Origin of the sequence: Lentzea californiensis (assembly GCF_024648825.1) — a bacterium.
In the GTDB taxonomy this organism is placed as follows: domain Bacteria; phylum Actinomycetota; class Actinomycetes; order Mycobacteriales; family Pseudonocardiaceae; genus Lentzea; species Lentzea californiensis.
Map to the genome: position 1 here is coordinate 71,074 of NZ_JANBBE010000017.1, position 25,268 is coordinate 96,341.

Here is a 25,268-nt window from a genome sequence, read left to right on the forward strand (position 1 = left end):
GACCAGGTTGTCGCCACTGCTCGCGGAGGCGGCGATGCCGGCCTCCTGCGGCGCCAGGGCACCTCTGTCCATCGCGATGATTCCCCTTTTCGTCGCGGGTGGTAAGAGCGAACGAGCAAAGCCTTGTCTCTCAGCGCTGTCACGATTTCGGTGCGCGCAAGTCATCGGTACCGTCCCGTCTCCAGGTCGTCCTTCGCCTGGCGACGGCGACGAGCGGTGCTCCACGCGGTCCACAGCGGGCGTGGATCGGCCGCCGCACGCCACCGCGCCGCCGACACGCGTCCCGGGTAGAGCCCGGCGGTCAGCCGCTCCAGGAGTTCCCAGGCCTGGTCGGCTTCCCGCTGGCCGACGTGATCGGGGGCGTAGACCGCTCTGGTGGCCAGCTCGGCGGCGGCCTCCACGGGGTTCGCCGCGGCGCCCAGGCTGTCGCGCACGTGTTCGGCCACCTCGTGAAAGGTCAGCGAGACCGGTGGTGCGACACCGCGCTCGGCCAGCCGGTCCATCTGTTCCTGCCACGCACCGAGCACCTGCGCCGCGTGATCAGGTGCACGCCGCCGCCGTTTCCGGCGGCGGGCTTTCGCGATGACCACGCCTGCGGCCGCGACCACGACGAGGAGTGCGATCCCCGGGGCCAGCACCCAGGTGCCGTTCAGGACCGCGGTCCAGCCGGCAGCCTGGTCGCCCGCGAGTTCACCGGCCGGTGACTCGGCGGGCTGGGCGATGTTCGCGCTCGTCGGCGGGGCAGCGCTCGGAGGGACCACGCGCGGTGCCTCCGGCGGCGGGTTCGCGGTGCTCGTGGACGTGGGGACAGTGGGATCGAACGCGACCCAGCCGTAGCCGGCGAAGTGCACCTCGGACCAGGCGTGGGCGTCGGCGGTGGTGACCTGGAAGACGCCGTCGCGGTGGTTGCGCAGGCGGTACCCGACCGCGACTCTGGCCGGGAACCCCCACATCCGTGCGAGCACGGTGAACGCGGCGGCGTTCTGCTCCGCGTAGCCGCCTCCGGAGACGCCGTCGGCGAACAGACGGGCCAAGGAGGCGTAGGAATGCCCTGGGGGGCCGTTCAACCGGTACGACATGCCCTGCAGGTACGCGGAGAGCGACATGAGCCGTTGGTAGGCCGTCCCCGTGTAGCGGTCGGCCAGTTCACGCAGAACCGCCGGCGCACCGGCGGGCAGCGGTGGCGAGTGGTTCGGGGTCGTCGAGACCTCCCACAACTCGGGTCCGGCCGGGGCGATCTCTCCCGTCACGTCGTAGCCGAGTCCCTGAGGAAGGGGGCCGGTGCCGACCGCGACGCCCGAGCCCGCGTCGAACCCGAACCAGCCGGAGGGCTGACCCGCCGCGGCCAGCCTCGTCGGCCAACCCACGACCGGCAGGTACGGGCCCGGGAACTCCTTCAGTTCGATGCGGGCGGCCACCTGCCGGCTGTGATCCATTTCGGGGTCCGCGGTCAGCCGGTTCCCGGCTACGCGGTAGGTCCCGGACGAGGTCCAGGTGGTGCCGTCGAACTCGTCCAGAGCGGCGGTGCGCACCCGCTCGAGGAGTTCCGAGGACTCGGGATCCGCCCGCACCGTGAACAACGTGCGCGGAGGAGACTCGGCCAACTGTCTCTTCAGCTGGGCCAGCGGGGTGATCGTGCCGGTGTTCTGGATCGGTGGCGCGAGCAGGTCACGCGGGTCGAACCGGGCGCCGTCGGAGGTCAGGGACACCACCTGCGCACCGCCCACGCCGAGCAGCGCGCTGGCGGCGAGCGTCGCTGCCACGGCCGTGAGGGCTGTGACCGGTGCACCTGGCCGGGTCTGCACCCGGACCGTCGCGTCAACCGCGCCGTGGCGGGTGCGCAGCGCGGTCAGCACGAGAGCCAGAACCAGGAACACGACGGTGGCGGCCGGGTGTGCTCCTGTCTGGTTGCCCACGACGAGGAGCGCGAACACGAGGCTCGTCAACGGCGGCAGCAGCGGAGCGAGGACGCTGCGCGTCCGCAGGACGAGCACGACCGACGAGAACGCCGCCGCCCAGGTCACCAGGGCCGGCGCCGCCAGCAGTTCACCCCAGGTGTCGGCGGGCGTGGTGACGGTGAGCAGACGGTTCCAACTGCCGCGCACGCCGTCGAACACGGCCGGCGCGGCACCACCGAACACGCCGTAGATCATGACGAGGGCCAGCCCGGTGACGCCCGACACCACCGATGTCCACGTGCGCGGATGTCCCAGAGCGGCACCCACTCCGCCGGCGAGGCACGCGAGCGCGAGCACCGGCAGATAGCTGTACGAGGTGAAAAACCCTTGGTACACCAGCGTTGCGGCGGTACAGGCGCCCATCGCCAGAGCCACCTCGGTCAGGGGGATGCCCGGTGCGAACCTCCGCTGGTTCATCGCAGCACCAGCCGGTTCCAGCCGGCGGCGAACTTCTCACTGGCCGGCGCGGCGACCGAGAGCACACCGCGTGGCCTCGGCGTCGCAGCGGTGTCCTGTGAGACCAACTGGGCGAGACCGACCGAGAGGAAACGGGGACGCAGCGCCATCAGCAGCTGTGCCGTTTCCGCGTCCACCCGGCCGGTGACGACCACCAGCGCGACGCCCTGGCTCCTGGAGACGACGTCCCGCACCAGGTCCGGGAGTGCGGCGAGGCCCAGGTCCTCGGCGCGGTCGTCCACAGCGGACAGGAGTTCCAGCGCCGCGCTGCTCGACTCACCACTGGCTCCCCGCGTGGTGCACAACCGGAGCGGCAGCCCCGACCGTTCCGCCGCGACGCAGAGCGAGGCGGCGACCCTGACCGCGTCCTCGAACAGGCCTCCGGTGTACGGCGTGGAACTCGTGTTCAGGACGACCAGCTGGCGCGGCTCGTCGGGCACCACCAGATGACGGGTCATCACGGTGCCGGTCCGGGCCGTCGCGCCCCAGTGGATGCGTCGCCAGTCGTCGCCGGGTGCGTACTCCCGCAGGCTGTGGAACGCCACACCGCCGAGAGACGTGCTGCTGGTCGTCTGGCCTTCGGAGTCCTGTGGGCCACCGTCGACGGCCGTGGACAGGTGGTGCACTCGCGGATAGACGTGCAGGGCGAGTTCGGCACCGGCCGCGCGGCCGCGGTGCAGCAGCCGCAGGGGATCCGAGTGCCCGAGCAGCACCGGCGGGATCAGGTAGCGCCCGCGCCGGCTCGCCGGCAGCGGGTAGCTGACCGTGCAGCTGTGACCGGCGGCCAGTGCGGGCACGGTGACCGTGGTGCGGTTTCCCGCGACGGTTTCGGTGACCATCAGCGGTGGGCTGCGGCGGCGACCCACGTTCATGACGGTCAATGCGCCCTGTGCTGCCTCGCCCTCGAACACGCGGCGAGGCTGGATCTCCCGCACGACGGTCAGCTTCGGAGTCGCCAGCAGCCACAGGGCCGCGACCAGCAGGGTGCCCGCGGCCGCCAGGCCCAGCGTCACCAGTTCCGGGTAGCCCGCCCACACCCCGGCGGCGACCAGGCACACGGCGGCGAGCGCCATCCAGGCCCCGGCCGAGGTCAGGCCGGTTCTGCTGAGCCGGGAGGCGGCGCTCATCGGCCAGCCGGCACCGGCGCGGTCGCCAGGACGTCGCCGAGCACCGATTCCGAGGTGCGTTGCTGGATGCGGGCTTCCGGGGTGAGCAGCAGGCGGTGGTTCAGCACGGGGACGGCCACGGCCTTCACGTCGTCCGCCGTCACGTACGGACGGCCCGCGGCCAGTGCGTAGGCCTGTGCCGCGGTGATCATGGAGATGCCGCCTCGCGGGCTCACGCCCAGTTCCACGTCGGGGTGGACTCGGGTGGCGCGGACCAGGCGGGCGACGTACTCGCGGAGGTCGTCGGCCACGCGTTGTTCGCGGACCGCCCGGATCATCAGGCGGAGGTCGTCGAGCTCCATCACGGACTTGAGCTCGTCCGGGCGGCGGCGGGTGACGCCGTAGGACAGGATGCTGACCTCGTCGGCCAGGTTCTCCGGGTAGCCGATGCTGATGCGCATCATGAACCTGTCCAGCTGCGCTTCCGGCAGGGCGTAGGTGCCCTGGTGCTCGACCGGGTTCTGGGTGGCGATGCACAGGAACGGGTAGGGCACGGGGATCGGGCGGCCGTCGACGGTCACCTGGCCCTCGGCCATGACCTCCAGCAGTGCCGACTGGGTCTTGGGGGAGGCCCGGTTGATCTCGTCGCCCAGCAGGATGTGGGTGAAGACGGGGCCCTGGCGGAACTCGAAGCGCGAGCGGCCCTGGTCGTACACCTGCACGCCGGTCACGTCGGACGGGAGCAGGTCGGGGGTGAACTGGATGCGCTTCACCTCCGCGCCCGCGATCGAGCGCGCGATCGCCTTGGCGAGCGAGGTCTTCGCCACGCCCGGTACGTCCTCGATCAGCAGGTGGCCCTCGGCGAGCAGGCACACGAGTGCCAGTCTGACCACCTCGGGCTTGCCGCGGATGAAGTCCTCGACGTTCGCGGCCAGCGCCTCGAACCTGCGCTGGAAAATCGCCGCATCGGACACTTCAACGCCCCCATCGTGCTGTGTTCGGTGAATCGTTAGTGGAGCTGACTGCGCAGTGCCGCGTTGAGGCGGGGGTAGACCTCGCTGACCGAGGCCTGCTTGCGCTCGCGGCCGAGGAGGCGGGCCAGGTGTTTGAGGTCCTGGCGCACGGTGGCCGAGTCGACCAGGTCGGCGGCGTCGAGGACCTTCGCGGTCAACGCGCTGGCGTGGTCGATGTCGCCGGCGCTGGCGTAGGCGAGGGCCCGGCGGGCGCCGAAGCGCGCGTGCGTGCGGTGGGCGCTGTCCGGTACGAGGGACAGCTGGCGGTCGAACGCGTCCGCCGCCTGGCGGGACTGGCCCAGGTCGTGCAGGCACCAGGCCTCGACGAGGCTGATCAGGTCGGCGCCGCTGACCGAGGCCGAACCCATGACCATGCCGTCGGCGGTGTCCGCCCTGGCGAGCAGGACGGCGGCGCGGTCGAGCGCGCGCCGGCAGTTGTCGTAGTCGCAGGCCAGCGCGTGGCCCTGGGCCTCGCGCAACGCGGCGAGCCCCTGGACGCGGGGGGAGGTGCCGGGTGCGGCCTGCGCCTGCTGCGCCAGGTCGACGGTGCCGGCGGCGTCCTCGCGGTAGAGCGTGATCAACGCCTGCCTGATCAGCGAGTACGTGGCCATCTCGGTGTCACCGGCCGCGGCGCCCATCTCGACGGCGTTGCGGGTCCACCACATCGCGGCCCTGTCGTCACCGGCCTCCTGGGCCATCCACCCGGCGTACTCGCTGTAGCGGGCGGCGAGCCCCAGCAGCTGTTCGCGCACGGGGGTGGGCGCGCCGTTGGCCATGCCGCGCAACGTGTGGGTGTGCACCGTGACCATCGGCAGCACCACGCTGGGGCTCGTCGTCTGCCCCAGCTTCCTGACCTCGGTGAACAACGAGCGGAACGCCGCCAGGGTGCCGTCGTGGGCGGCGCTCGCGGAGGCGGCGCGGGGAGCCCCCAGCGTCAGTCCGAACAACGAGGCGGCGCCCGCCGCGATCGCCTCGCGCCGAGGCATCGGAACCATCCAGCTCGACCCGTCCGGAGCCATGCTCATCACCCACACTTCGCCGTCGCCGTCGGCCGCGACGGCAGCGAGCGGGCTCGCGGGGGCGGGCTGGTCCACCAGGGCTGCCAGACGTCCACCGGCTCCGAGAACCGCGTCGCAGCGCCGGGCCAGATCAACACCTGGTTGCTTGAATCCAGTCTCGATCTTGCCCAGATAGCCCTTGCTGTAGTGGAGCTGCTGCGCCAGCGCCGCCAGCGACAGGCCCGCCGCGGTGCGCAGGCGCCGCAGCTCCACCCCAAAGACATCCGACTGCTCAGCCATTCGTCCCCGCCCTCGACCGCCGCTCCCAGCGGCCGGTGAATCGACCGTTGCAGACTACTGAGCCGCTGGTCGCAGGCCCAGTCCCCGGAGCGCCGGCGTCGGCGGACGCCTGGCTGACTCCGAGTCTGATCCGCCGCCCGGCCGAATCCCAGGCGTCTCCCGTCGCCTTCGTGATCGGGAGACGGGAGACCCCTGCCCCGCGGAGTCGTTGCGGGACATGCTGGTTCCGGACGGCACGCAAGACGTCGTCCGGTTTCTGGGGGTGTGGCGGCAGGCCGGGGCTGGGGGCTCAGTCCTGCCGCCACAGACAAACGTCGAGAAGGGGAACCGAAGAGTGAACAGGGACTGGACGGGCGCGCCCTCCTGACCACGCGTCACCCGGTCGTGCACCCGGTCAACTGCGCCGAATCGGCGCCAGAAGATCACGGATGTGCTGAACTGGACGGCATGGGCACGCGCACGATCCGCTACACCGCACTACTGGCCTGCATCGCGGTTCTCACGGCCTGCACCGCGCCGCCCGAACCGCCGGTGGCCTCGCCGGGACCGGAGCTGGACCCGCAGGCGGTCAACTACGACAACCTCGACTTCGTGAAGTCACGGCCCGCCGTCTTCGACAACAAGTGCGGCACGCTTCCGCGCGATCTCCAGTCGGTGCTCGGGCTGGAGTCGAAGCCCGCCGACGGCATGGGTGGCGGCTGCAACGCGCGGGAGTCGTGGGGGAACCTCTCGATCCACCTGTTCAGCCCGATGTCGAACCGCAAGTCGCGGGCCCAGTACTTCTCCGACGCCTGGAACGGCGATCTGGGCGCGGGCGGCTACTTCCAGCGGTCGATTCTGCTGGACCGCTACTACGCCGTCACCAAGATCGCCGGTTCGGTCAACGACAGCTGCACGGTCACCGTCGACACCGGCTCCGAGCAGCCGTTCGAGGTCACGGCCTCGATGGACTTCGACGAGAGCATGGCGCTGTCGGCCCAGGACGTCGACCAGCCGATCGACCGCGCCCTGCGCGACTTCTGCCCCAGGGCCAAGGAGGCGGCGGAGAAGCTGCTGCCGCTGCTCGACGAGAACGGCGGCAGCCGCGCGGGCTGAGCCTCAGCCCGCGTCGCGCCTGCTGAGCAGCACGAGCGAGACGGCGAGCAGCGTCAGCCACACCACCAGCGACGAGATCGTCTGCGGCCACCCCGCGCCGTCACCGGCCATGTGCCAGGCCGCCTCGAGCGGGTAGATCAGCCCGAAGACCTCCGGCAGCGCCAGGCGGGCCACCGCCAGCAGCGGCACGACGACGAAGAACACGGTCAGCGAGCCGCCCGTGTTCGGGATGAGCAACGAGACGATCAAAGCCGTGAGCAGCACCTGCGCGGTGGCCAGCATCGTCACGCCGAGCACCCAGCCCGGCCGGGAGCCGAGCAGGTAGTTGTGGTTGATCCCCTGTGCGGCACTCTTGATCATCAGTGGGTACAGGACGAACGTGAACAGCGAGCACGCCAGCCACACGCCGGCGAGCACCGTGCCCTGCGCCAGCAGGTAACGCAGGCGCGAGGGCTGCACCAGGAGCGTGGGCTGCACGCTCTTGTACTGCCACTCGCCCGCGACGAGCTTGATCACGGTCGCGAAGACCAGGAGCAGGCCGAGCTGGATCACCATGAGCATCGGCTGGAGCTGCCTCCCCGCGCTCGCGAGGTTCGTCTGCAGCAACGTGAACAGCGCCATCAGCCCGAGCAGGAACACCGGCGCGCAGGCCATCACGATCTTGTCCGACCGGGTGCCGACGAGTTTGCGCGCCTCCACCGCCACCAGCCGCCAGAACGACGACGACCGGGCGGCACGGGCGGCCCACGGGCCCGGTGCGGCAGGAGGCTGTTGCTGTTGCTGCTGCCACGCGGCCGGATGACCGACGGTCATGACCTACCTCCACTGGTCAGGCGGAAGAACAGGTCTTCCAGGCTCATCTGCTCCTCGCGCAGGCCCAGCAACGGGATTCCCGCGGCGAACGTGACGTCGGAGATCTTCTCGACCGGCGCGTGCGCGGCGATGAAGCCGTCCGGCGCGGGCTGGATGGCGATGCCACCCCGCTGCAACGACTCCGCCAGGCGGTTCATGTCCTTGGCGCGCACCAGGGAGCGGGACGACGTGATCAGGCTCGCCAGCGGCCCGTCCGCCACGATGCGCCCGCCGCCGATCACCAGCACCCGGTCGGCCGTCTGGTCCACTTCGGACAGCACGTGGCTGGACAGCAGCACGGTGCCGCCCCGGGAAGCGTGCCCCCGCAACAGGTTGCGCACCGCGCGGATGCCTTCGGGGTCGAGGCCGTTGATGGGCTCGTCGAGCACGAGCAACGGCGGATCGGTGAGCAGCGCGTGCGCGATGCCGAGACGCTGCCGCATGCCGAGGCTGTACTTGCCGATCTTGCGGGTGGCGGCGTCCGCCAGCCCCAGCAGCTCCAGCACCTCGTCGGCCCTGCGCGCGGGCACGCCGGCCAGCGTCGCGGCCATCCGCAGGTGACTCCGGCCGCTCCGTCCGGGGTGGACGGCCGCCGCGTCGAGCAGCACGCCCGCGACGTGGGACGGGTTGGGCCACGCGGTGAACGCGCGCCCCGCGATCGTCGCCTGGCCGCGGTCGGGCCGGGTCAGTCCGGTGATCATGCGCAACGTCGTCGACTTGCCCGCGCCGTTCGGCCCCAGGAAGGCGGTCACGGTGCCCGGCTGGAGCTCGAACCCCACCTGGTCGACGACGGTGCGACCCTCATAGGCCTTGGTCAGCCCCCACGCTGCAAGCACCTACCCACCGTAGCGGTAGTCACTGTCCGTCGTGGACTGATTCGCCGTGTCGCGGCGCAGTTGCACAGTCGTTCACCCGCGCAGGTAGGTGAGCGTGGCGAGCACCCGGCGGTTGCGGTCCTCGCCCGGCGCGAGGCCCAGCTTGGTGAAGATGTTGCCGACGTGCTTGTTCACCGCCGCCTCGGAGATGACGAGGTGCTGGGCGATGCCCGCGTTGGCGTAGCCCTCCGCGACCAGGCCGAGGACCTCGCGCTCGCGGTTCGAGAGGCCGGCCAGCGGGTTGCGCTTCAGCAGTGTGCGGACCACGTCGGGGTCGACGACGGTGCCGCCCGCCGCCACGCGCCGCAGGACGGCGATGAACTCCCGCACGTCGCCCACCCTGTCCTTCAGCAGGTAGCCGACCCCGGACCCGGTGCCGGAGTCGAGCAGGTCGGCGGCGTAACTGGTCTCGACGTACTGGCTCAGCGCCACGACGGGCAGGTCCGGTCGGATCCGGCGCAGTCGCACGGCGGCGCGCAGCCCCTCGTCGGAGAACCCCGGTGGCATGCGGATGTCGGTCACGACGAGGTCCGGGGCGTGGTCGGTCACGGCGGCGACCAGGGCGTCGGCGTCCGCCACGGCCGCGACCACCTGGAAGCCGAAGCGGTCGAGCAACGCCGCGAGGCCTTCGCGCAGCAGGGCGCCGTCCTCGGCCAGGACTGTGCGGATCAGCACGGGAACTCCGCTCGCACGGTGGTGGGCCCGGCTTCCGGGCTGGACAGGGACAGGGTGCCGCCCAGGGCCGCGCAGCGGTCGGCCAGACCGGTCAGGCCGCTGCCGTGCCCGGCGTCCGCGCCGCCGTGGCCGTCATCGGTGACCTCCACGGTGAGGACGTCGTGCCGCAACGACGCCGCGACCTCGATCGTGGTGGCCCCGCTGTGCTTGGCGGCGTTGCTCAGGGCCTCGGCCACCACGAAGTAGGCGGCGCTCTCGACGGTGCCGGACGGGCGTGCGGGGACCTGGCACCGCACGGTCACCGGGATCGGTGAGCGGTCGGCGAGTTCCTGCAGGGCGGCGGGCAGACCCAGGTCCGACAACGCCTGCGGGTGGATGCCGTGGACGAACTCCCGCAGCTCCACCAGCAACTGCTTCGCCTGCGCGTGGGCGCCGGCGACGGACTCGGCGGCGGGGGAGTCCGGTGGCAGCTCCAGTGTCGCGATGCCCAGTTGCATCACGAGGCTCACGACCCGTTGCTGGGCACCGTCGTGCAGGTCCCGCTCGATGCGGCGCCGTTCCGCGTCGAACGCCGTGACGAGGCGTTCGCGCGACTGCGCGACCTGGACGAGCTCGGTCCGCAGCCGGGTGCCGGACGGGTGCAGAAGAGCCCGCGCGACCGTCGAGTGGACACCGGCGACGAGGGCGAACACGTACAGCAGCAACGGAAGCAGCGCCAAGCCGGTCAGCGCGAACGGCACCGCCTCCTGCACCGTGCGCACCTCGCCGAACCCGAGGGCGAGAACGCGGTCCGGTGTCACGAACAACGGGCTCGCGATCAACGCGAGCACCAGCACCAGTGCCAGCCCGAGCACCAGGGACGGCACCGCCAGGAGCGCCACCACGAGCAGATGGGCGACGTCCCACCAGGAGACCGGGCCGCCGGCGGACGCCGCCCGCACGAGCCGCAACCGCCGGCGTTCCACCGCGACCACGGGACGAGCCGCCAGCGGCCCGCCCACGAGTGCGAACGGCAGCACCGCGAGGCTCGCCGCGGCGGCCATCGGAGTGCTCAGGACGTACGCCACGGCGCGCCACGGCCACCTGCTCAGCAGGAACCGCCGCCGCCCCACGGCTTCCCAGATCGTGCGTTCCCCCACCGGGACCACCGTAGCCGGGTAGTAGTTCTGCTACCCCGGAAGCGGACGTCAACGCCAGTGACTCCGCCCGGAGCGGCGCGGTTGAGTTCTCCCATGTCGTTTCCAGCCGTGGAGCTGCGCCAGGTCACCCGCTTCTACGGGGCCAGGAACACCGGTGTCGCCGCGCTCGACGGCGTCAGCCTGGCCTGCCCGGCCGGTACCTGGACCGCCGTCATGGGGCCCTCGGGGTCGGGCAAGTCGACGCTGCTGCACTGCGCCGCGGGGCTGGAGCAGGTCACGACCGGGCGCGTCGTGCTGGCGGGGCGGGACATCACCGCGGCACCGGACGGCGTGCTCACCGAGATGCGCCGCCGCACGATCGGGTTCGTGTTCCAGAACTTCAACCTGATCGGCTCGCTGACCGCCGAGCAGAACGTGGCGTTCCCGCTGAAGCTGGCCGGGATCCGCGCGTCCAGGAAGGACGTCCGCGGTGTCCTCGGCAGCGTCGGGCTCGCCGACCGGGCCACGCACCGGCCGCGCGAACTCTCCGGCGGCCAGCAGCAACGGGTCGCCATCGCCCGCGCGATGATCTCCCGCCCCGCCGTGCTGTTCGCCGACGAACCGACCGGCGCGCTCGACTCGCACTCCGCGAAGGTGGTCCTGGAACTGTTGCGGGACATGGTGCGCGGCGCGGGCCAGAGCATCGTCATGGTCACGCACGACCCCGCGGTGGCCGCCGGCGCCGACGCGGTGGTGTTCCTCGCGGACGGGCGGATCGCGGACCGGCTGGACGCACCGACCACGCACCAGGTCGCCGACCGCCTCGCCCGGCTGGAGAGCTGATGCTCCGGATGTCGTTCCGCACGTTCCTCGAGCGGTGGCAGCTGTTCGCGGGAGCCGTGCTCAGCGTGGCCGCCGGTGTCGCGCTCGTGCAGGCGTCGTTCATGGTGCTGGTCGCCACGGGGGAGCCGCGCATCCCGGAAGGCCTGTCCCGCCAGGAGGACGACCGGATCCGCGAAGGGTTCGTGGGCGCGGCGACGGTCATGGGCATGACGGCGTTCCTCGCCATGTTCCTCGCGGTCTTCATCGTGAGCTCCACGTTCGCCTTCACCGTCGACCAGCGCCGCCGCGACCTCGCCCTGCTGCGGCTCACCGGGGGCAGCCGCGGCCAGGTGCGGGTGTTGCTGCTGTCCGAGTCCGTGCTGCTCGGTCTCGTCGGATCGGCACTGGGGGTGCCGATCGGACTGGGCGCCAAGCACGCGCAGACGTGGCTGCTCGTGGAGATCGGCCTGCTGCCGGACTGGTTCGCGGCGCCGTGGCGGTGGCAGGCGGTGGCCGTCGCCGGCGTCATCGGTGTCGGCGTCGCGCTGACCGGCGTGTTCGCGGCCTCGCTGCGGGCGGCCCGGATCCGGCCGCTGGAAGCGCTGCGGGAGACCGGGAGGGCCGGCAGGGTCATGACGACCTCCCGGTGGCTGCTCGGCCTGTCCAGCGCGGCCTGCACGGTCGCGATGGTGGTGTGGGCGCACGGCGCGAACCTGATCGGCGCGATGCTGGCGGCGCTGGGCATCTCCATGGTCGGCGCGGTCGCCATGAGCACGCTGAGCCCGCTCGTCGTCCCGTTCACGGCCTGGCTGCTCGGCCTGCTCCTGCCCGGCAGCCTGGTCGTGGCCTCGCTGCGGGACGGGGTGCGGCGCAGCGCGGCCACGGCGTCCCCGCTGATCGTGCTGGTCTCGTTGCTGCTCGGGCTGGCGGGTACGTTCGGCTCGCTCGCCGCCGCCGGTGGCGAGGAGGCGAAACGATCGGTGAACGCCCAGCTGGTCGTCACCTCCACCGGTGCGCGGGCGGAACGGCTGCCCGGCATCGAGGGGGTGGCCGTCGCGTCCCGCCAGAACGCCGTGGACATCACGATCACGGCGGGGGAGCGGCGCAGCGTCTACTCCGGGATCATCGCGGTCGACGCCGCTGACTACGCGCGCACGCACGCCCTCGTGCCGACGCACGGTGACTTGAACGCACTCACCGGAGACACCGTTTTCGTCGGCCCCGCCCAGCACTCCGAATGGATCCGAGCCGGCGAGGTGCTCACCGCCGAGGCTGAAGGAATACCGCTGAGCCTCACCGTCGTCGGAGGACTTCCGGAGACGCTCGAACCGGGCGAGAACTTTGTGGTCCCGCGACGGATTCTGCCCCCGCCGGTCTGGGAGAACGCGCCGACCGAGTCCGTCGTACAGGTCGAAACGGAACAAAACCCCGATGTCGTCGCCGAACGGATCGAGCGGGCCGGTATCGGCGAGGTGAGCACCGTGGCGGATTGGGCCGAGGCGCGAGCGGGCAGAAATCAGGCAGGGAACATGAAGATACTTACCGTCCTGATGGGATTGGCCGGGCTCTACGCGCTGATGGCCGTCGTGAACTCGGTCGTCATCGCCGGCACCGAACGCCGGCGCGAGTTCGCGGTGTTCAGGGTGTCCGGGCTGAGCAGGCCCCAGGTCGTCCGCACGGCTGTGGCCGAGGCCACTTCGGTGGCGGTCATCGGGCTGGTGCTCGGCTGCGCGGTGGCCGGTGCGGGATTGGCGGGCATCGGCGGTTCCGTCCGCGCCGCGATCGGCGTCACCGTCGTGCACGTGCCGTGGACGCTCCTCGCGGTGGTCGCGACCGGATCTCTTGCCGTCGTGGCGGTGACCAGCGGTATCACCGCGTTGTCGGCGACACGGCAGAGGCCGGTCTCGCTGATCGCGACCAAGGAATGACCTGTGTTGATCACGGCCGGTCGCCGTGATCGTCATGCGAATTCCCGAATAAGAGCTGGTGACGGATAGCAACGATTGGTTGCGCTCCGTTCTCGCGTAGAAGACGCCGTGCACCGCTGTCAAGTTCGCCGTCAATAGCGCCGCGTTTCCACAGTTCAGTTAGCAAAAGCCCAGCTCGGCATCCTTTCGCCCGCTCGGTCACGCCGGCCTCCCTGCCTGCGAGAGCGTGTTCCTCCACCACAACGGCGCGACCGGTCCTCGGAACGGGGGTGTTGCGTTGCGCATCCGACTGAGTACTCTGCACTCACCCCCTCAAGATCATCGCTGTTGGTCATGTTGATCATGTGGTGTTATCTTTCCGTCGCCAATTCGGGTGGTCGTGGAGCGTTGTGAAGCTGAAGAACGTGCCTGAGACGAATTACAAGACAATTCGTTCCCGGCTCACTGGTGTCGTGGTGGTTCCCAGCGTCGTCCTTCTGGCCATGTGGGCGTTGTTCTCGTCCTACACGGTGTTCGAGGGCCTCTACCTCCAGCTGGTCGCCTCCGGTGCGCGGGACGCGTCGATCCCCGCCGTCCAGTCGTTCGCGTCGCTGCAGAAGGAACGCGAGCTGTCCATGACGAGCCTGAGCCGGTCCGGCTCGAGCACGTCGGCGTTGCTCAAGCAGCAGCAGGACACCGACAAGGACGTCGAGCAGATGAAGTCGGCGTTCGCGGAGCTCGCCTCCCAGGCGCCGCAGGAGATCGTCGACGGCATCAACAAGCTCAACGGCCTGCTCGACCAGCTGCCGGAGCAGCGCGAGCGCCTGGAGTCCGGTGCCACGTCCAAGGACGAGGTCTACCGCTACTACAACAGCGTGCTCGACGCCGGTGGCTCGCTGTTCGGCACGCAGGCCCGCATCGTGCCCGACGCCGAGACCGTGCAGGGCGCACTCGGTGCGCTGCAGTACTTCCAGGCCTCCGACGCCATGTCGCGGTCCAGCTCGGTCGCCGCCGGTGCGATCGTCACGGGCAGGTTCACGCCCGAGGAGCACCGCGAGTTCGTCAGCCTCGTCGGCGCGTACCACTTCACGCTCAACGTCATCGAGCCCACCGCGCTGCCGAACGTGCGCGAGCACTTCAAGCAGCTCACCGGCAGCGCGCCGTACCAGCAGCTGGTGACCCTGGAGAACCGCATGCTGCAGAACGCGGAGCGGCCCTTCGGGCAGCAGGTCACGCTGGCGGACTACGAGAACGCCACCCGTGCCGTGTCGCAGGAACTCACCACGATGGTGCAGGAGCAGTCCACCGGTGCGGTCAACATCGCCATGGCGAACGGCAAGGAGAAGTTCACCACCGTCCTGATCGGCAGCCTGATCGCCCTGATCGCGGTCATCGCCGGCATCTTCGTCGCGGTGCGCGTCTCCAACCGCCTGGTGAACAAGGCGTTGATCGTCCGCCTGATCAGCCTGAAGAGCGACTCCCTGAAGCTCGCGCACGAACGCCTGCCGGACATCGTCGAGCGGCTGCGCGAGGGCAAGCACGTCGACGTCGCCGCAGAGGTCCCCGCCCTCGACTACGGCAACGACGAGATCGGGCAGGTGGCCGACGCGTTCAACGCCGCGCAGTACACCGCCGTCGCCGCGGCCGTGAAGGAGAGCCAGACCCGTGAAGGCGTGAACCGGGTCTTCCTCGACATCGCGCGCCGCAACCAGGGCCTGGTGCACCGCCAGCTCAAGATCCTCGACAAGCTGGAGCGCGAGGAGGAGAACCCCGACCACCTCGACGCGTTCTTCCAGCTCGACCACCTCGCCACCCGTGCGCGCCGCAACGCCGAGAACCTGATCATCCTGACCGGCGAGCAGCCCGGCCGGCAGTGGCGCAAGCCCGTGCGCATGCTCGACGTCGTGCGCGCCGCCGTCGCGGAGACCGAGCAGTACGCCCGCGTGAAGGTCAACCCGGTGCCCGAGGTCGCGCTGGTCGGCGCCGCCGTCGCGGACACCATCCACCTGATCGCCGAGCTCGTCGACAACGCGACGTCGTTCTCCTCGCCGCGCTCGCAGGTCGAGATCCACAGCAGCGAGGTGCCGCAGGGCCTCGTCATCGAGATCGAGGACCACGGCCTCGGCATCAAGCCCGACGACCGTGAACTGCATAACAAGATGCTGGCCGCGCCGCCGGACTTCGAGGCGATGAGGCTGCGCGGCGAGTCCCGCCTGGGCCTGTTCGTCGTCGCCCGGCTGGCCGCTCGCCGCAACATCCACGTCGAGCTGCGCGACTGCCCGTCCGGCGGCACCATCGCGCTGGTCCTGATCCCGTCCGAGCTGATCGTCGGCGAGGTGGGCGCGGCCGACCCGGCGGACTCCCAGCAGATGCCCAAGCCGACGTTCCGCCAGCAGGCACTGCAGCAGGCCTCGCGGTCACCGGAGGCCCTGGAGGCCTCGGTGCCGATGCAGGGCGACCTGGTGCGCGACTCCCGGCACGGCGAGAAGCCCACCGAGACCTTCCGCCTGGACGACTTCTGGGCCGGGAGGGCAGTGGGAAACGACCTGGACCCAGGCCCGGACAGGGACCTGGACAGCAGCAGTGGACACATCGAGCTGCCCCGGGAAGACCGCCTGACCGGGGTGTGGCCGGCCGACGACCCGGCGGAAGGTGAGGCGACGACGCGTCAGAACACCCGGCCGGAGCTGCCCCGCCGCAGGCGGCAGCAGCACCTCGTACCGCAGCTGGCCAACGACGAACCCCGGCCGATGCCCGAACTCGCGGAGTTCGACCCCGAGGAACGGGCGGAACGCACCCGCGACGGAATGTCCGCCTTCCAGCAGGGCACGCGCAACGCCCGCCAGGCCGACGACGTCGTGGAACCGTGATCACGAAACTGAAAGGGCTATTTCCGTGGACGACCTGACCGGCGGGCACCCCGAGCTCAACTGGCTGCTGGAGGACCTCGTCGCGAGAGTGGTCGGTGCCCGGCACGCGGTGGTGCTCTCCGCGGACGGCCTGCTGCTCGCCCACTCACCCGAGCTCTCCAAGGACGACTCCGACCACCTCTCGGCGATGGCGTCGGCGTTCCAGAGCCTCGCTCGCGGCACCGGACGGCACTTCGGAGGTGGACAGGTCCGCCAGACCATCGTGGAGATGGAACGCGCGCACCTGTTCGTCACAGCGGCGGGGCAGGGCGCCTGCCTCGCGGTGGTGGGTGACGAGGACGCGGACATGGGCATGATCGCCTACGAGATGAACATGCTCGTGAAGCGCGTCGGCGCGTACCTCTCGTCGGCGCCCAGAACACTGGCGTCACCGAGGATGCCCAACCCCCTCGGGCTGTCATGAGCAACTCCTCCGACTGGTGGTACGACGAGGCGGCGGGCCCCATGGTCCGCCCGTACGCGATGGTGAGCGGCCGCACCAGGCCCAAGCCCGCCGGCGAGGACCTGACCCTGACGACCCAGGTCCGGTCGCTGCGCACGACGACGGACCAGGGCACGCTGGCGGTGGAGCACCTGGAGATCATCAAACTCTGCCGGAAACCGCTCTCCGTCGCGGAGGTCGCCGCCTACCTGCACGCGCCGCTCGTCGTGGTGAAGGTGCTCCTGAGCGACCTCATCCAGCGCGGTGACGTCATCACCAGCGGCCCGGCCACCACGGTGGCCCCGGTCGACATGAACCTACTCCAGAAGGTGCTCGATGGTGTCCGTGCAATCTGATCGGCCCGGTGCCGGGCAGGGCGGGGAAGAGCTCCTCGTCCCCTCGTCGGTCAAGATCGTCGTCGCCGGCGGCTTCGGCGTCGGCAAGACCACGATGGTCGGCGCGGTCAGCGAGATCACCCCGCTGCGGACCGAGGAGCTCCTCACCGAGGCGGGCGAGGAGATCGACGACCTCTACGGCGTCGAGGGCAAGACCACCACGACGGTCGCGCTGGACTTCGGCCGCATCACGATCAACCCCGAGCTGGTCCTCTACCTGTTCGGCACACCGGGCCAGGACCGCTTCTGGTTCCTGTGGGACGAGCTCGCGATCGGCGCGATCGGCGCGGTCGTCCTGGTCGACACCCGCAGGCTCGACGCCGGCTTCGGCGCGATCGACTTCTTCGAACGCAGGGGCATCCCGTTCGTCGTGGCGGTGAACTGCTTCCAGGGCAGCCACTCCTACACGGCGGAGGAGATGCGCGTGGCGCTCGACGTCGCGGACACGGTGCCGCTGGTGCTGTGCGACGCACGCGACCGCGAGTCGTGCAAGGCGGTGCTGGTCCGCGTGATCGAGCACGCGATGAACCGGCTCGACGTGATGGCCTGATCTTCAGCGCCGGATGTGCGATGAGGGGAGCTTTCATAAACCTGGGGTTTATGAAAGCTCCCCTCATCAACTTCCTGCATCGGGCATATCGGGCCGCGGGACGCTACGGCCGGACCTGTTCCAGCCGGCAGCGGAACGGCCTGAGGATCGGCGGCACCTCGGTGAGCCGGTAGCCGGGCACGCGTTCGGGGTTCTTGGCGATGGACGCGAGCGTCTCCGCCACGTACTCCAGGTGGCTGCGGGTGTAGACGCGGCGCGGGATCGCGAGCCGCACCAGCTCGAACGGCGCGGGCGTGATCAGGTCGCCGGAGGAGTCGATGTCGCCGAGGTAGAGCGAACCCACCTCGGCGCAACGGATCCCGCCCGCGAGGTAGAGCTCCGACGCGAGCGCGTGACCGGTGAAGCGGCTCGGCGGGATGTGCGGCAGCAGCCTGCCCGCGTTGAGGTAGACCGCGTGCACGCCCGCGGGCCGCACACTGTCCACACCGGCCTCTCGCGCGCAGTCGGCGAGGTACGCGGTGGCCTCGGCCCGCTCGCGCAGGTACAGCGGATCGGTGACCTCGAGCAGGCCCTGCGCGCACATGTCGAGGTCGCGGCCGGACAGCCCGCCGTACGTGCTGAACCCCTCGGTGGCGATCAGCAGGAGTTCGCACTGCTTGGCCAGATCGGCGTCCTGCAGCGCGAGCATCCCTCCGATGTGGACGATGCCGTCCTTCTTCAGGCTCAGCACGCACCCGTCGGCGAGGCGGAACGCCTTCTTCGCGACCTCGCGCGGAGTGTGGTCGCGGTACTTCTCCTCCCGCTGCGTCACGAGCCACGCGTTCTCGGCGAACCGGGCCGCGTCGAGGATGAACGGCACGCCGTGCCTGCGGCACAACTTCTTCACGGCCTTGAGGTTCGCCATCGACACCGGCTGCCCGCCGCCACCGTTGTTGGTGATCGTCATGAGCACCAGGCCGATGTCCTCGGGCCCCTCCAGCACCGCTTCGAGTGCTTCCAGGTCGATGTTGCCCTTGAACGGCTCGTCGCTGTCGAGGTCCGCGAAGGCCGGCGACGGCAGGTCGCGCACCACGCCGCCCGCCAGTTCGACGTTCGCGCGGGTGGTGTCGAAGTGCGTGTTGCTGACCGAGAGCTGTCCCGGCTTCAGCAGCGCGCTGAACAGGATCCGTTCCGCCGCACGGCCCTGGTGCACGGGCAGGATGTGGTCGTACCCCGTGAGTTCCCCGGTCACCTCGCGGAACCGGAACCAGGACCTGGACCCCGCGTACGTCTCGTCGCCGCGCATCCCGGCGGCCTGCTGCTCCGCGGACAACGCGCCGGTGCCGGAGTCGCTCAGCAGGTCGATCGTGACGTCCTCCGCCGTGAGGTTGAACTGGTTGTACCCGGCTTCGGCGTAGCGGCGTTCCCGGTACTCGCGGGTGGTGATGGGGATGGGCTCGACGACCTTGATGCGGTAAGGCTCCACGGCGGTGGCCTTTCTGGTGCAGCGTGGGGTTTGTTTCATGGGTCTCGTTCGACGAGACAGACCCCTAAGCGGATAGTGCGGTGGTGCGGGGTCGCGTGACGTCGTAGGCCTCGGACGACAGGTAGACCGAGACCCCGGGCTTCGGCAGGCCCAGGCGCAGGGACACGTGGGCGATCAGCCCCGCGCCGTCGCCGAGCGGCCGCCGGACGAGGCTCGCGAGCGCCATGACGAACGGCGTGGTGTCGAGCCCGCACCGCGCCATGATCGCCAGCACGCGTTCGCACGCCTCCAGGTCGTCCTGCACGTAGTCCCGCACCGGGATGTAGAGGGAGTAGCCGCTGGGCCGGTCCGTGTCGCCGGACAGGAACGTGTAGCTCGACATCAGCGGGCGCCCGGAGAACGGTCCGTTGCCGCCGCGGGCGAGCTCGCAGACGTCCGCCAGGAGCACCGGGTCGACGTCCGGGGTCGCCGCCGCGGCCCGCACCACGTCCGCGATCATCGCGTCGTCGTGCGACACGTAGGTCTTCACCCGCGCCCGGTTCTCGTCCGTGAGGTCGAGGGCGAAGAAGGAGAACCGGTCCAGCCCCTCGCGCCGCAGCCCGTGCTCGGCGACGACGGGGAACGCAGAGTCCAGGCCGAGCCGGGCGAGTGCCTCCGCGACCAGGCCGGTCGAGTCGTCCCGGCCGCGCGTCTCCGGGTTGAGGTAGACCTTGACCGCGGGCGTGCCCGACGGCTGGACGATCAGCGAGTACCAGAACGCGAACGCGCCCTGCGGGTCGTCCGGCAGGAACAGGTCGCGCACCCGGTCGAACTGCCCGAGCCGCAGGTCGTACCGGTCCGCGAGCCGGTCCAGCACGCCGAGCGCGGCGGCCAGGTTGGCCTGTCTGCCGGGCTTCTCGGCGAGCGACTCGACGATCATGCGAACGGCGGGGCGTTCGTTTTGGGCCAAAGCCACCGAGAATTCGACGGGGGAGTGGTCGTCGGCGACGAATGAGGGCCAATGGGGAACTGCGGAGAGGGGCACGCGGGAGCCGGGGCCTAATGCCTCACCCAGCAGTTCTGTCGCCGTATTGGCAGAACCCGCTAAACCGACGGCGCGCAGGAGGTTGCGTAGTTGGCCAATGGCGAAATCGTGCAACGAGACGACTGGCGCGCTCAAGATGGGGCACTCCTGATCGGCCGGGAATCAGTTCGGGTCGCAATCCTGACGGGGTGGAATCGCGAAGTGAATTCTCTCAACCCGCCACATGCCCAGGTCAAGAGCCAAGGGGGTTGCGTGCGACACTCTGCGCTGTGATGAAGATTGCACCACTCGGCCTATTGACTTGACCGTTTCGACTGTTCTCGTGGGCAATTGCGTCTGCGAGTACGGGTGTGCTATGCGCGTCCGCTAAACGTGTCGCAGAGTAAGGTTTGTGTCATTAGTGGCTCTCATGGTAAAGCGTCCGCATCGCGCCCGTTTGTCCCGGTACAAAAGAAACGGGGGTGCCCGCGGCGCGGACACCCCCGTTCGGGGCTTGCAGACAAACTGCTCAGCTGCTCGACTTCGCGCACCGCTCTTTGCCGGGACAACTGCGGGTCATGCGCACCGACGGCGCATCTTCGATCGTGGCGGGCGGGTCCACGGCGCCGTTCGGCCACTGCACGGAGATCGCGATCGACGACGCGTTGTTGTCGTAGTTCTTCTCCAGCAACGCACGGTCGGAGTTCACGACGTTCACGACGTCGTACACGCCGGACTTCACGTGGGTCAGGTCGAGCCACTGGAAGTCGACCTCGTGCTTGTAGTCGTCGCCGGAACCGACCGAGATGCCGAACATGACGTCCAAAGCGGACGGGTTGTGGTGTTCGCACATGTGGCCGTCCAGGCGCTGCGCGAGCTTGCCCTCCGGGCTCTCCGGATTCGTCGGCCGGCGCGGGAGGTCGTCGGAGACCTCGTAGCGGTCGCCGATGCAGAAACCGTTCTTGCGGTCCGTCACGACCACGCGGCCGTCGGGCGCACGCAGCTGGAAGTACTCGAAGTTGAGCAGGTGCCAGTGCGTGTGCGTGGGAGCGGGCTCGTAGTAGGCGCTGGACTTCGTCTCGCGGCGCGCCTCGTTGTACGACCCGGCGATCGAACCGTCCACACCGGACTGGATGGCCTGCCGCACGTTCATCGTCGGCGTGGCGGTGCTGGCTCGGTGCGCGTGCAGCAGCAACGGGCCGTCACCCACGTTGTCGATCGAGGTGGTGAACCGCAGGCGCACGGCCTGCGCGCTGCCGCCGCGGAACATGCACTTGCCGCGCGGCGCCGAGGCGTCCTCCACGAGGCACACGTCCCAGGCGCGGCACAGCAGCGGGGAACCGTCGTGGCCGCCGGGGCAGCCGATGGGCGCCTGGCGGAGATCGGGCAGCAGCGGTGCGGGATCGGCCTGGACGTGCTGCGAGGAGACGAGGTTGACCGCGGTGATCGTCAGTGCTGCGATCACCGCGCCGAATCTGCTGACCATGCGGCGTTCTCCTGGTTCGAGGAGCTCCTGGCGTCGCGCAGGAGCGTGTCCGTCACCGAGTTGGAGAGCTCGACACTGGAGTTCCAGCTCGTGACGTCGGGGTAGACGTGGGCCGTGGTGGCGAGCAGCAGCCGGGTGCCGGGCACCTCGACGGCCGGGCGCTTCGTGAGGTACCCGAGCGGGTACACCGGTTCGACGAACGGTGCCTTGAACACGCGCACCTCGTCGACGTCGTCAGCTGCAAGTCCTTGGTGGAGGCTCAGCAGCTGCTCGGTCCACCGGCGGGCGATGCTCCCGGAGTCCTCGCGGTACAGCGCGGACTCGCGGTCGGTGTAGTGCATGACGTACACGAGGTGCCGGTCGCCGTACCGCTCGGAACCCGTCAGCGGGGTCATCTCGATCACGCCGTCGAAGTCCGTGCCCGAGCGGATCACCGGTGCCCAGTAGTGCCCGGACAACGGCTTGCGCAGGAAGAACACCGTGTTGACGACACCCTGGTACGGCAGCTGGACGTCGGGCAGCAGCGGCACGAGATCGGGGTCCGCGATGGCGCGCAACGCGGGCAGCGGCACCGTGGAGACCGCGTGGTCCGCCTCGATCGTCTCGCCGTCGATCAGCGTGACGAGCACCCGGTCCTCGCCGGCTTCGAGCCGACCGGCCGGGGCCGAGGTGCGGACCTCGCCGCCGTGGGCCTCGATGGACGCCCTCAGCGCGTCGATCACGCTCTTGTAGCCACCGGCCGGATAGCCGCGCACCGACTCGTTGCTCTCGCGGCCCAGGCGCTGCCACACGTACAGCGCGGGCACGTCACCGAACGCGGCACCGAACTTGGCGCCGAACAGCGGCGCGAGCAGCAGTTCCCAGATCTTGTCGCCGTACAGGCCGCGCAGCCAGTCCTCGGTGCGCATCCCGTCGAGGTCCTTGCCCTTGCCCAGCCTGCGCAGCAGCAACGAGACCACGCCGAAGCGGATCCGGTTCACGAGGCTCAGCGGCCGGAACCGCAGCAGGTCCAGCGCGGAGTTGAACGAGCGGTGCTCGCCCTCGACGACCATGCCCATCGAGGTGGGGTTCCAGTCGACGCCCTCGCGCAGGCCGACCTCGTCCAGCAAGGCCAGCAACGCCGTGTCGGTCGGCATCACGCAGTGGTAGAAGCGTTCCACCGACCGGCCCCGCGAGGTGAAGAACGTGCCGAGACCGCCGAGCTGGTCGCTCGCCTCCAGCAGCGTCACCGCCATGCCCTCGCGGGCGAGGCGGTGCGCGGTGGCGAGACCGCAGATGCCGCCGCCGATCACGACGACGCGCTGGGGCATCAGAGCTTCCGGAACGGCACGGGCGCGAGGCGGTCACGCGTGAGCAGGAGCAGGTACTGCCGCAGCGTGCGGCCGAGCCGGAGCTTGCTGGCGCCGGGCTTGCGGTCGTAGCGCAGGTGCAGCGGGATCTCGCTGACGATCGGCCCGCAGTGCCGCAGCTTGAGCAGCAGCTCGACCATGCAGGCGAAACCGCGTTCCTCGACCAGGCGCTCGCCCCAGTGGGCGGTGGCCCGGCGCAGCAGGCTCACCCGGTAGGCGCGGAAGCCGCTGGTGAAGTCGCGGACCCCGTCGAAGTGCAGGATCTTGCCGAACACGACGCGGGCCCCGCGCGAGAGCAGCCTGCGCCACTGCGGCGCGGTCGAGTCGTCGCCGCCCGCGACGAACCGGGAGCAGATCACGACGTCCGCGCCGGCCTTGATCTCGGCCAGCATCGCGGGGAACACACCGGGGTCGTGCGTGTCGTCGGCGTCCATGACGATCAGCACGTGCTCGGGTGCGGCCTCCGCGAGCGCCGCCCTCAGTCCTGATTGGACGGCCTGGCCGAGCCCGAGGTTGACCGGGTGGGTCACCAGGCGGACGTCGAGGCCGCGCACGCCGGTCGCGCTGTCGCCGGTGCCGTCGGACGAGCCGTCGTCGACCACCCACACCGTGAGCCGGTCGGCGATGTCGGTGCGGGCCATGCGGGCCAGCAGGGACGGCAGCGCCACGGCCTCGTTGTAGGCGGGCAGGACGACGTGCACGTCGCCACACGTGCGGATCGGCTTCTGCACGACCGCGACCGGTTCACCGGCCGAATGCCGGATGCCGTGTTCGTCGACTCTCACTCAACGCCCCCTCTTCGGTGGCTCGTGGTTGGTGGCGTGAATTATTGACACGGCGTGCTAAAGCTTTGAGTGCGGCCCTGGGTGAGTTCAGGGCAGGAACAACGTCGAATCCTCACCAACTGCGTTCGCGCGGGACACTGAAGAGGGATATTGATACCCGAAGAGATGATTTCTCAGAGTTCATTCACTCTTTCGTGCGCGTTTGCGACCACAACTCCTTCGATCGGATGATCTTCCATGAGGCGATTCTCGGCGGTTGCCGTTCCAGCTGGACCACTTCACGCGCGCGAGGCTGATCCCGTACGCCCGCCGCAGCGCCCCCTCAAGCCGTCCTCGGTGGGCAGGGACCTGCTCAGCCGGGTGAACGCGGTCGCGGTGCTGCTCGTCCTCGCCGACACACTGACGCTCGCCGCGGTGTGCGTGCGGCACGGTCTCGGCTGGGGCTGGAGCAGCGCGGTCGTGGCCTCGGTGATCACGGTCAGGGGAGCCTGGCGGCTCTACCGGCGGCGGCTGTGGCTGTCGTGGCTGCAGGACCTGCCCCGGTCCGCGGCGAGCACCGCGCTGGCCTTCGCGCTGCTGTCCGGCATCGGCCTGATCAGCGGTTCCGACGCGGCCGGCCTCGCCGCCGCGCAGTGGGCGATGATCGTGTTCGCGCTGGCCATCGAGCCGGTGCGGTGGTGCGTGTTCGCGTTCGGACGGTGGTGCCGGCGCCGCTTCGACCGCTGCGACCGCACGATCATCGTCGGCGCGGGCGAGGTCGGCGTGAACCTCGCGAGGACGATGCTGGAGCACCCCCAGTTCGGCCTGCGGCCCGTCGCGTTCGCCGACTCCGGCCCCGACCCGGACCGGCTGCCGCCGATGCTCGAGGTCGTCGACGGCGACCTGGCCGACGCGATCGTGCGGCTCAAGGCGGGCACCGTCGTGCTCGCTTTCTCGCACACCCGCGACTCGCCGCTGGTGGACGCGGCGATCACCGCGCACCGGCTGGGCTGCTCGACGCTCGTCGTGCCCCGCATGTACGAACTGCACCCGGACGGTCCCGGCATCGAACGGCTGCGCAGCTACCCGCTGATGCGCCTCGGCACCGCGCCGACCAGCAGGCCGACCTGGTGGATCAAGCGCGCGGCCGACCTGCTGCTGGCGGCGGTCGCCCTGGTCGTGCTGTCGCCTGTGATCGGCCTGTGCGCGCTCGCGGTGCTGGTCGAGAGCGGCCGGCCGCTGTTCTTCCGGCAGGTCCGCGTCGGCATGGACGACCGCACCTTCACCCTCTACAAGATCCGTAGCGTCCGGCAGTCCGGCGAGGACGACTCGCAGGTGAAGTGGTCGGTCGTCGGTGACTCCAGGGTCGGTCCGGTCGGCCGGTTCCTGCGCCGCACCTCGCTCGACGAACTGCCCCAGCTCTGGAACGTGCTGCGCGGCGACATGTGCGTCGTCGGGCCACGCCCGGAGCGTCCTGGTTTCGTTCGCGAGTTTTCTTCCATTCACGAGCTATATTGGGCGCGCCATCGCGTTCCGACCGGTTTGACTGGGCTGGCCCAGGTGCACGGTCTGCGAGGTGACACTTCCATCGCCGACAGGTCTCGATACGACAACTACTACATCGCGAATTGGTCGTTGTGGCTCGACCTGAGGATTCTACTGATGACAGCGGGTGAGTTGTGTTGTCGGAGAAATCGCTGATACGTCGATTCGCAGTTGTCGCCCTCGTA

General features: G+C 70.1%; 21 protein-coding genes. 8 read left to right on the top strand and 13 right to left on the bottom strand.

Going from position 1 to position 25,268, the window contains the following annotated elements; translation table 11 throughout:
* Nucleotides 1-161: 161 nt before the first annotated feature.
* From LX88_RS39360 to LX88_RS39375, 4 genes are read right to left on the bottom strand one after another with little or no spacing between them, the layout of a single operon-like run.
* Nucleotides 162-2,375, bottom strand: a complete 2,214-nt coding sequence (locus tag LX88_RS39360; RefSeq protein WP_258952842.1) for a transglutaminase TgpA family protein — start codon at nucleotides 2,373-2,375, stop codon at nucleotides 162-164.
* The gene (locus LX88_RS39365; protein WP_258952843.1) at nucleotides 2,372-3,541 is read right to left on the bottom strand and encodes a DUF58 domain-containing protein; all 1,170 of its coding nucleotides are present in this window, start codon (nucleotides 3,539-3,541) and stop codon (nucleotides 2,372-2,374) included. The genes LX88_RS39360 and LX88_RS39365 overlap by 4 nt, the downstream gene beginning before the upstream one ends.
* A complete protein-coding gene (locus tag LX88_RS39370; RefSeq protein ID WP_258952844.1) occupies nucleotides 3,538-4,494 on the bottom strand; it encodes an AAA family ATPase in 957 nt (318 codons plus the stop codon). The genes LX88_RS39365 and LX88_RS39370 overlap by 4 nt, the downstream gene beginning before the upstream one ends.
* A 35-nt stretch (nucleotides 4,495-4,529) precedes the next feature.
* Nucleotides 4,530-5,804: an NsdA family TPR-like regulatory protein gene (locus LX88_RS39375; protein ID WP_258952845.1), complete on the bottom strand. Its 1,275-nt coding sequence runs from the start codon at nucleotides 5,802-5,804 to the stop codon at nucleotides 4,530-4,532.
* 474 nt (nucleotides 5,805-6,278) lie between these two features.
* On the opposite strand from LX88_RS39375, the gene LX88_RS39380 reads away from it, so the two are divergent.
* Nucleotides 6,279-6,926 (top strand): DUF3558 domain-containing protein, encoded by a 648-nt coding sequence (locus tag LX88_RS39380; RefSeq protein WP_258952846.1) that lies wholly within the window; start codon nucleotides 6,279-6,281, stop codon nucleotides 6,924-6,926.
* A 3-nt stretch (nucleotides 6,927-6,929) separates the two neighbouring features.
* On the opposite strand, the gene LX88_RS39385 is transcribed toward LX88_RS39380, so the two are convergent.
* The 4 genes from LX88_RS39385 to LX88_RS39400 form a co-directional block, all read right to left on the bottom strand.
* Nucleotides 6,930-7,739 carry a hypothetical protein gene (locus LX88_RS39385; protein WP_258952847.1) on the bottom strand — a complete coding sequence of 270 codons (810 nt, stop codon included), beginning with the start codon at nucleotides 7,737-7,739 and terminating at the stop codon, nucleotides 6,930-6,932.
* Entirely contained in the window at nucleotides 7,736-8,614 is an 879-nt protein-coding gene (locus LX88_RS39390) for an ABC transporter ATP-binding protein (protein ID WP_258952848.1), read from the bottom strand. The genes LX88_RS39385 and LX88_RS39390 overlap by 4 nt, the downstream gene beginning before the upstream one ends.
* Before the next feature lie 72 nt (nucleotides 8,615-8,686).
* Complete coding sequence (locus LX88_RS39395) at nucleotides 8,687-9,322, bottom strand: response regulator (RefSeq protein ID WP_258952909.1); 636 nt, start codon at nucleotides 9,320-9,322, stop codon at nucleotides 8,687-8,689.
* Complete coding sequence (locus tag LX88_RS39400) at nucleotides 9,322-10,467, bottom strand: sensor histidine kinase (RefSeq protein WP_258952849.1); 1,146 nt, start codon at nucleotides 10,465-10,467, stop codon at nucleotides 9,322-9,324. The genes LX88_RS39395 and LX88_RS39400 overlap by 1 nt, the downstream gene beginning before the upstream one ends.
* A 93-nt stretch (nucleotides 10,468-10,560) precedes the next feature.
* Between LX88_RS39400 and LX88_RS39405 the strand changes: the two genes are divergently transcribed.
* The 6 genes from LX88_RS39405 to LX88_RS39430 all read left to right on the top strand — a co-directional run bounded on the left by LX88_RS39405 (nucleotide 10,561) and on the right by LX88_RS39430 (nucleotide 17,471).
* Nucleotides 10,561-11,289, top strand: a complete 729-nt coding sequence (locus tag LX88_RS39405; protein WP_258952850.1) for an ABC transporter ATP-binding protein — start codon at nucleotides 10,561-10,563, stop codon at nucleotides 11,287-11,289.
* Entirely contained in the window at nucleotides 11,289-13,196 is a 1,908-nt protein-coding gene (locus LX88_RS39410) for an FtsX-like permease family protein (RefSeq protein ID WP_258952851.1), read from the top strand. The genes LX88_RS39405 and LX88_RS39410 overlap by 1 nt, the downstream gene beginning before the upstream one ends.
* A 404-nt stretch (nucleotides 13,197-13,600) precedes the next feature.
* Entirely contained in the window at nucleotides 13,601-16,045 is a 2,445-nt protein-coding gene (locus LX88_RS39415; RefSeq protein ID WP_258952852.1) for a sensor histidine kinase, read from the top strand.
* 25 nt (nucleotides 16,046-16,070) lie between these two features.
* The gene (locus tag LX88_RS39420; protein ID WP_030475700.1) at nucleotides 16,071-16,508 is read left to right on the top strand and encodes a roadblock/LC7 domain-containing protein; all 438 of its coding nucleotides are present in this window, start codon (nucleotides 16,071-16,073) and stop codon (nucleotides 16,506-16,508) included.
* Nucleotides 16,505-16,882, top strand: coding sequence for a DUF742 domain-containing protein (locus LX88_RS39425; RefSeq protein WP_090071758.1), 378 nt, complete (start codon nucleotides 16,505-16,507; stop codon nucleotides 16,880-16,882). The genes LX88_RS39420 and LX88_RS39425 overlap by 4 nt, the downstream gene beginning before the upstream one ends.
* The gene (locus LX88_RS39430) at nucleotides 16,863-17,471 is read left to right on the top strand and encodes a GTP-binding protein (RefSeq protein WP_258952853.1); all 609 of its coding nucleotides are present in this window, start codon (nucleotides 16,863-16,865) and stop codon (nucleotides 17,469-17,471) included. Before LX88_RS39425 ends, LX88_RS39430 begins: the two co-directional genes overlap by 20 nt.
* 103 nt (nucleotides 17,472-17,574) lie before the next feature.
* Here LX88_RS39430 and LX88_RS39435 read toward each other — a convergent pair whose 3' ends face one another.
* The 5 genes from LX88_RS39435 to LX88_RS39455 all read right to left on the bottom strand — a co-directional run bounded on the left by LX88_RS39435 (nucleotide 17,575) and on the right by LX88_RS39455 (nucleotide 23,559).
* Nucleotides 17,575-18,975, bottom strand: a complete 1,401-nt coding sequence (locus LX88_RS39435) for a tryptophanase (protein ID WP_258952854.1) — start codon at nucleotides 18,973-18,975, stop codon at nucleotides 17,575-17,577.
* Nucleotides 18,976-19,000: 25 nt separating this feature from the next.
* Nucleotides 19,001-20,095 (bottom strand): tryptophan dimethylallyltransferase family protein, encoded by a 1,095-nt coding sequence (locus tag LX88_RS39440; RefSeq protein WP_307791933.1) that lies wholly within the window; start codon nucleotides 20,093-20,095, stop codon nucleotides 19,001-19,003.
* A gap of 373 nt (nucleotides 20,096-20,468) precedes the next feature.
* Nucleotides 20,469-21,425: a lysyl oxidase family protein gene (locus tag LX88_RS39445; protein ID WP_258952855.1), complete on the bottom strand. Its 957-nt coding sequence runs from the start codon at nucleotides 21,423-21,425 to the stop codon at nucleotides 20,469-20,471.
* Nucleotides 21,401-22,735 carry an NAD(P)/FAD-dependent oxidoreductase gene (locus tag LX88_RS39450; RefSeq protein WP_258952856.1) on the bottom strand — a complete coding sequence of 445 codons (1,335 nt, stop codon included), beginning with the start codon at nucleotides 22,733-22,735 and terminating at the stop codon, nucleotides 21,401-21,403. Before LX88_RS39450 ends, LX88_RS39445 begins: the two co-directional genes overlap by 25 nt.
* Nucleotides 22,735-23,559, bottom strand: coding sequence for a glycosyltransferase (locus LX88_RS39455; protein WP_258952857.1), 825 nt, complete (start codon nucleotides 23,557-23,559; stop codon nucleotides 22,735-22,737). Before LX88_RS39455 ends, LX88_RS39450 begins: the two co-directional genes overlap by 1 nt.
* 336 nt (nucleotides 23,560-23,895) lie before the next feature.
* On the opposite strand from LX88_RS39455, the gene LX88_RS39460 reads away from it, so the two are divergent.
* Nucleotides 23,896-25,239, top strand: coding sequence for a sugar transferase (locus LX88_RS39460; RefSeq protein ID WP_258952858.1), 1,344 nt, complete (start codon nucleotides 23,896-23,898; stop codon nucleotides 25,237-25,239).
* The last annotated feature ends 29 nt before the right edge of the window (nucleotides 25,240-25,268 follow it).

Bases quoted from the DNA above. Each gene is read 5' to 3' on its own strand.
- LX88_RS39435 (WP_258952854.1), bottom strand. From the start codon at position 18,975: ATGAAACAAACCCCACGCTGCACCAGAAAGGCCACCGCCGTGGAGCCT.
- LX88_RS39360 (WP_258952842.1), bottom strand. From the start codon at position 2,375: ATGAACCAGCGGAGGTTCGCACCGGGCATCCCCCTGACCGAGGTGGCT.
- LX88_RS39445 (WP_258952855.1), bottom strand. From the start codon at position 21,425: ATGGTCAGCAGATTCGGCGCGGTGATCGCAGCACTGACGATCACCGCG.
- LX88_RS39365 (WP_258952843.1), bottom strand. From the start codon at position 3,541: ATGAGCGCCGCCTCCCGGCTCAGCAGAACCGGCCTGACCTCGGCCGGG.
- LX88_RS39405 (WP_258952850.1), top strand. From the start codon at position 10,561: ATGTCGTTTCCAGCCGTGGAGCTGCGCCAGGTCACCCGCTTCTACGGG.
- LX88_RS39450 (WP_258952856.1), bottom strand. From the start codon at position 22,735: ATGCCCCAGCGCGTCGTCGTGATCGGCGGCGGCATCTGCGGTCTCGCC.
- LX88_RS39385 (WP_258952847.1), bottom strand. From the start codon at position 7,739: ATGACCGTCGGTCATCCGGCCGCGTGGCAGCAGCAACAGCAACAGCCT.
- LX88_RS39425 (WP_090071758.1), top strand. From the start codon at position 16,505: ATGAGCAACTCCTCCGACTGGTGGTACGACGAGGCGGCGGGCCCCATG.
- LX88_RS39380 (WP_258952846.1), top strand. From the start codon at position 6,279: ATGGGCACGCGCACGATCCGCTACACCGCACTACTGGCCTGCATCGCG.
- LX88_RS39430 (WP_258952853.1), top strand. From the start codon at position 16,863: ATGGTGTCCGTGCAATCTGATCGGCCCGGTGCCGGGCAGGGCGGGGAA.
- LX88_RS39410 (WP_258952851.1), top strand. From the start codon at position 11,289: ATGCTCCGGATGTCGTTCCGCACGTTCCTCGAGCGGTGGCAGCTGTTC.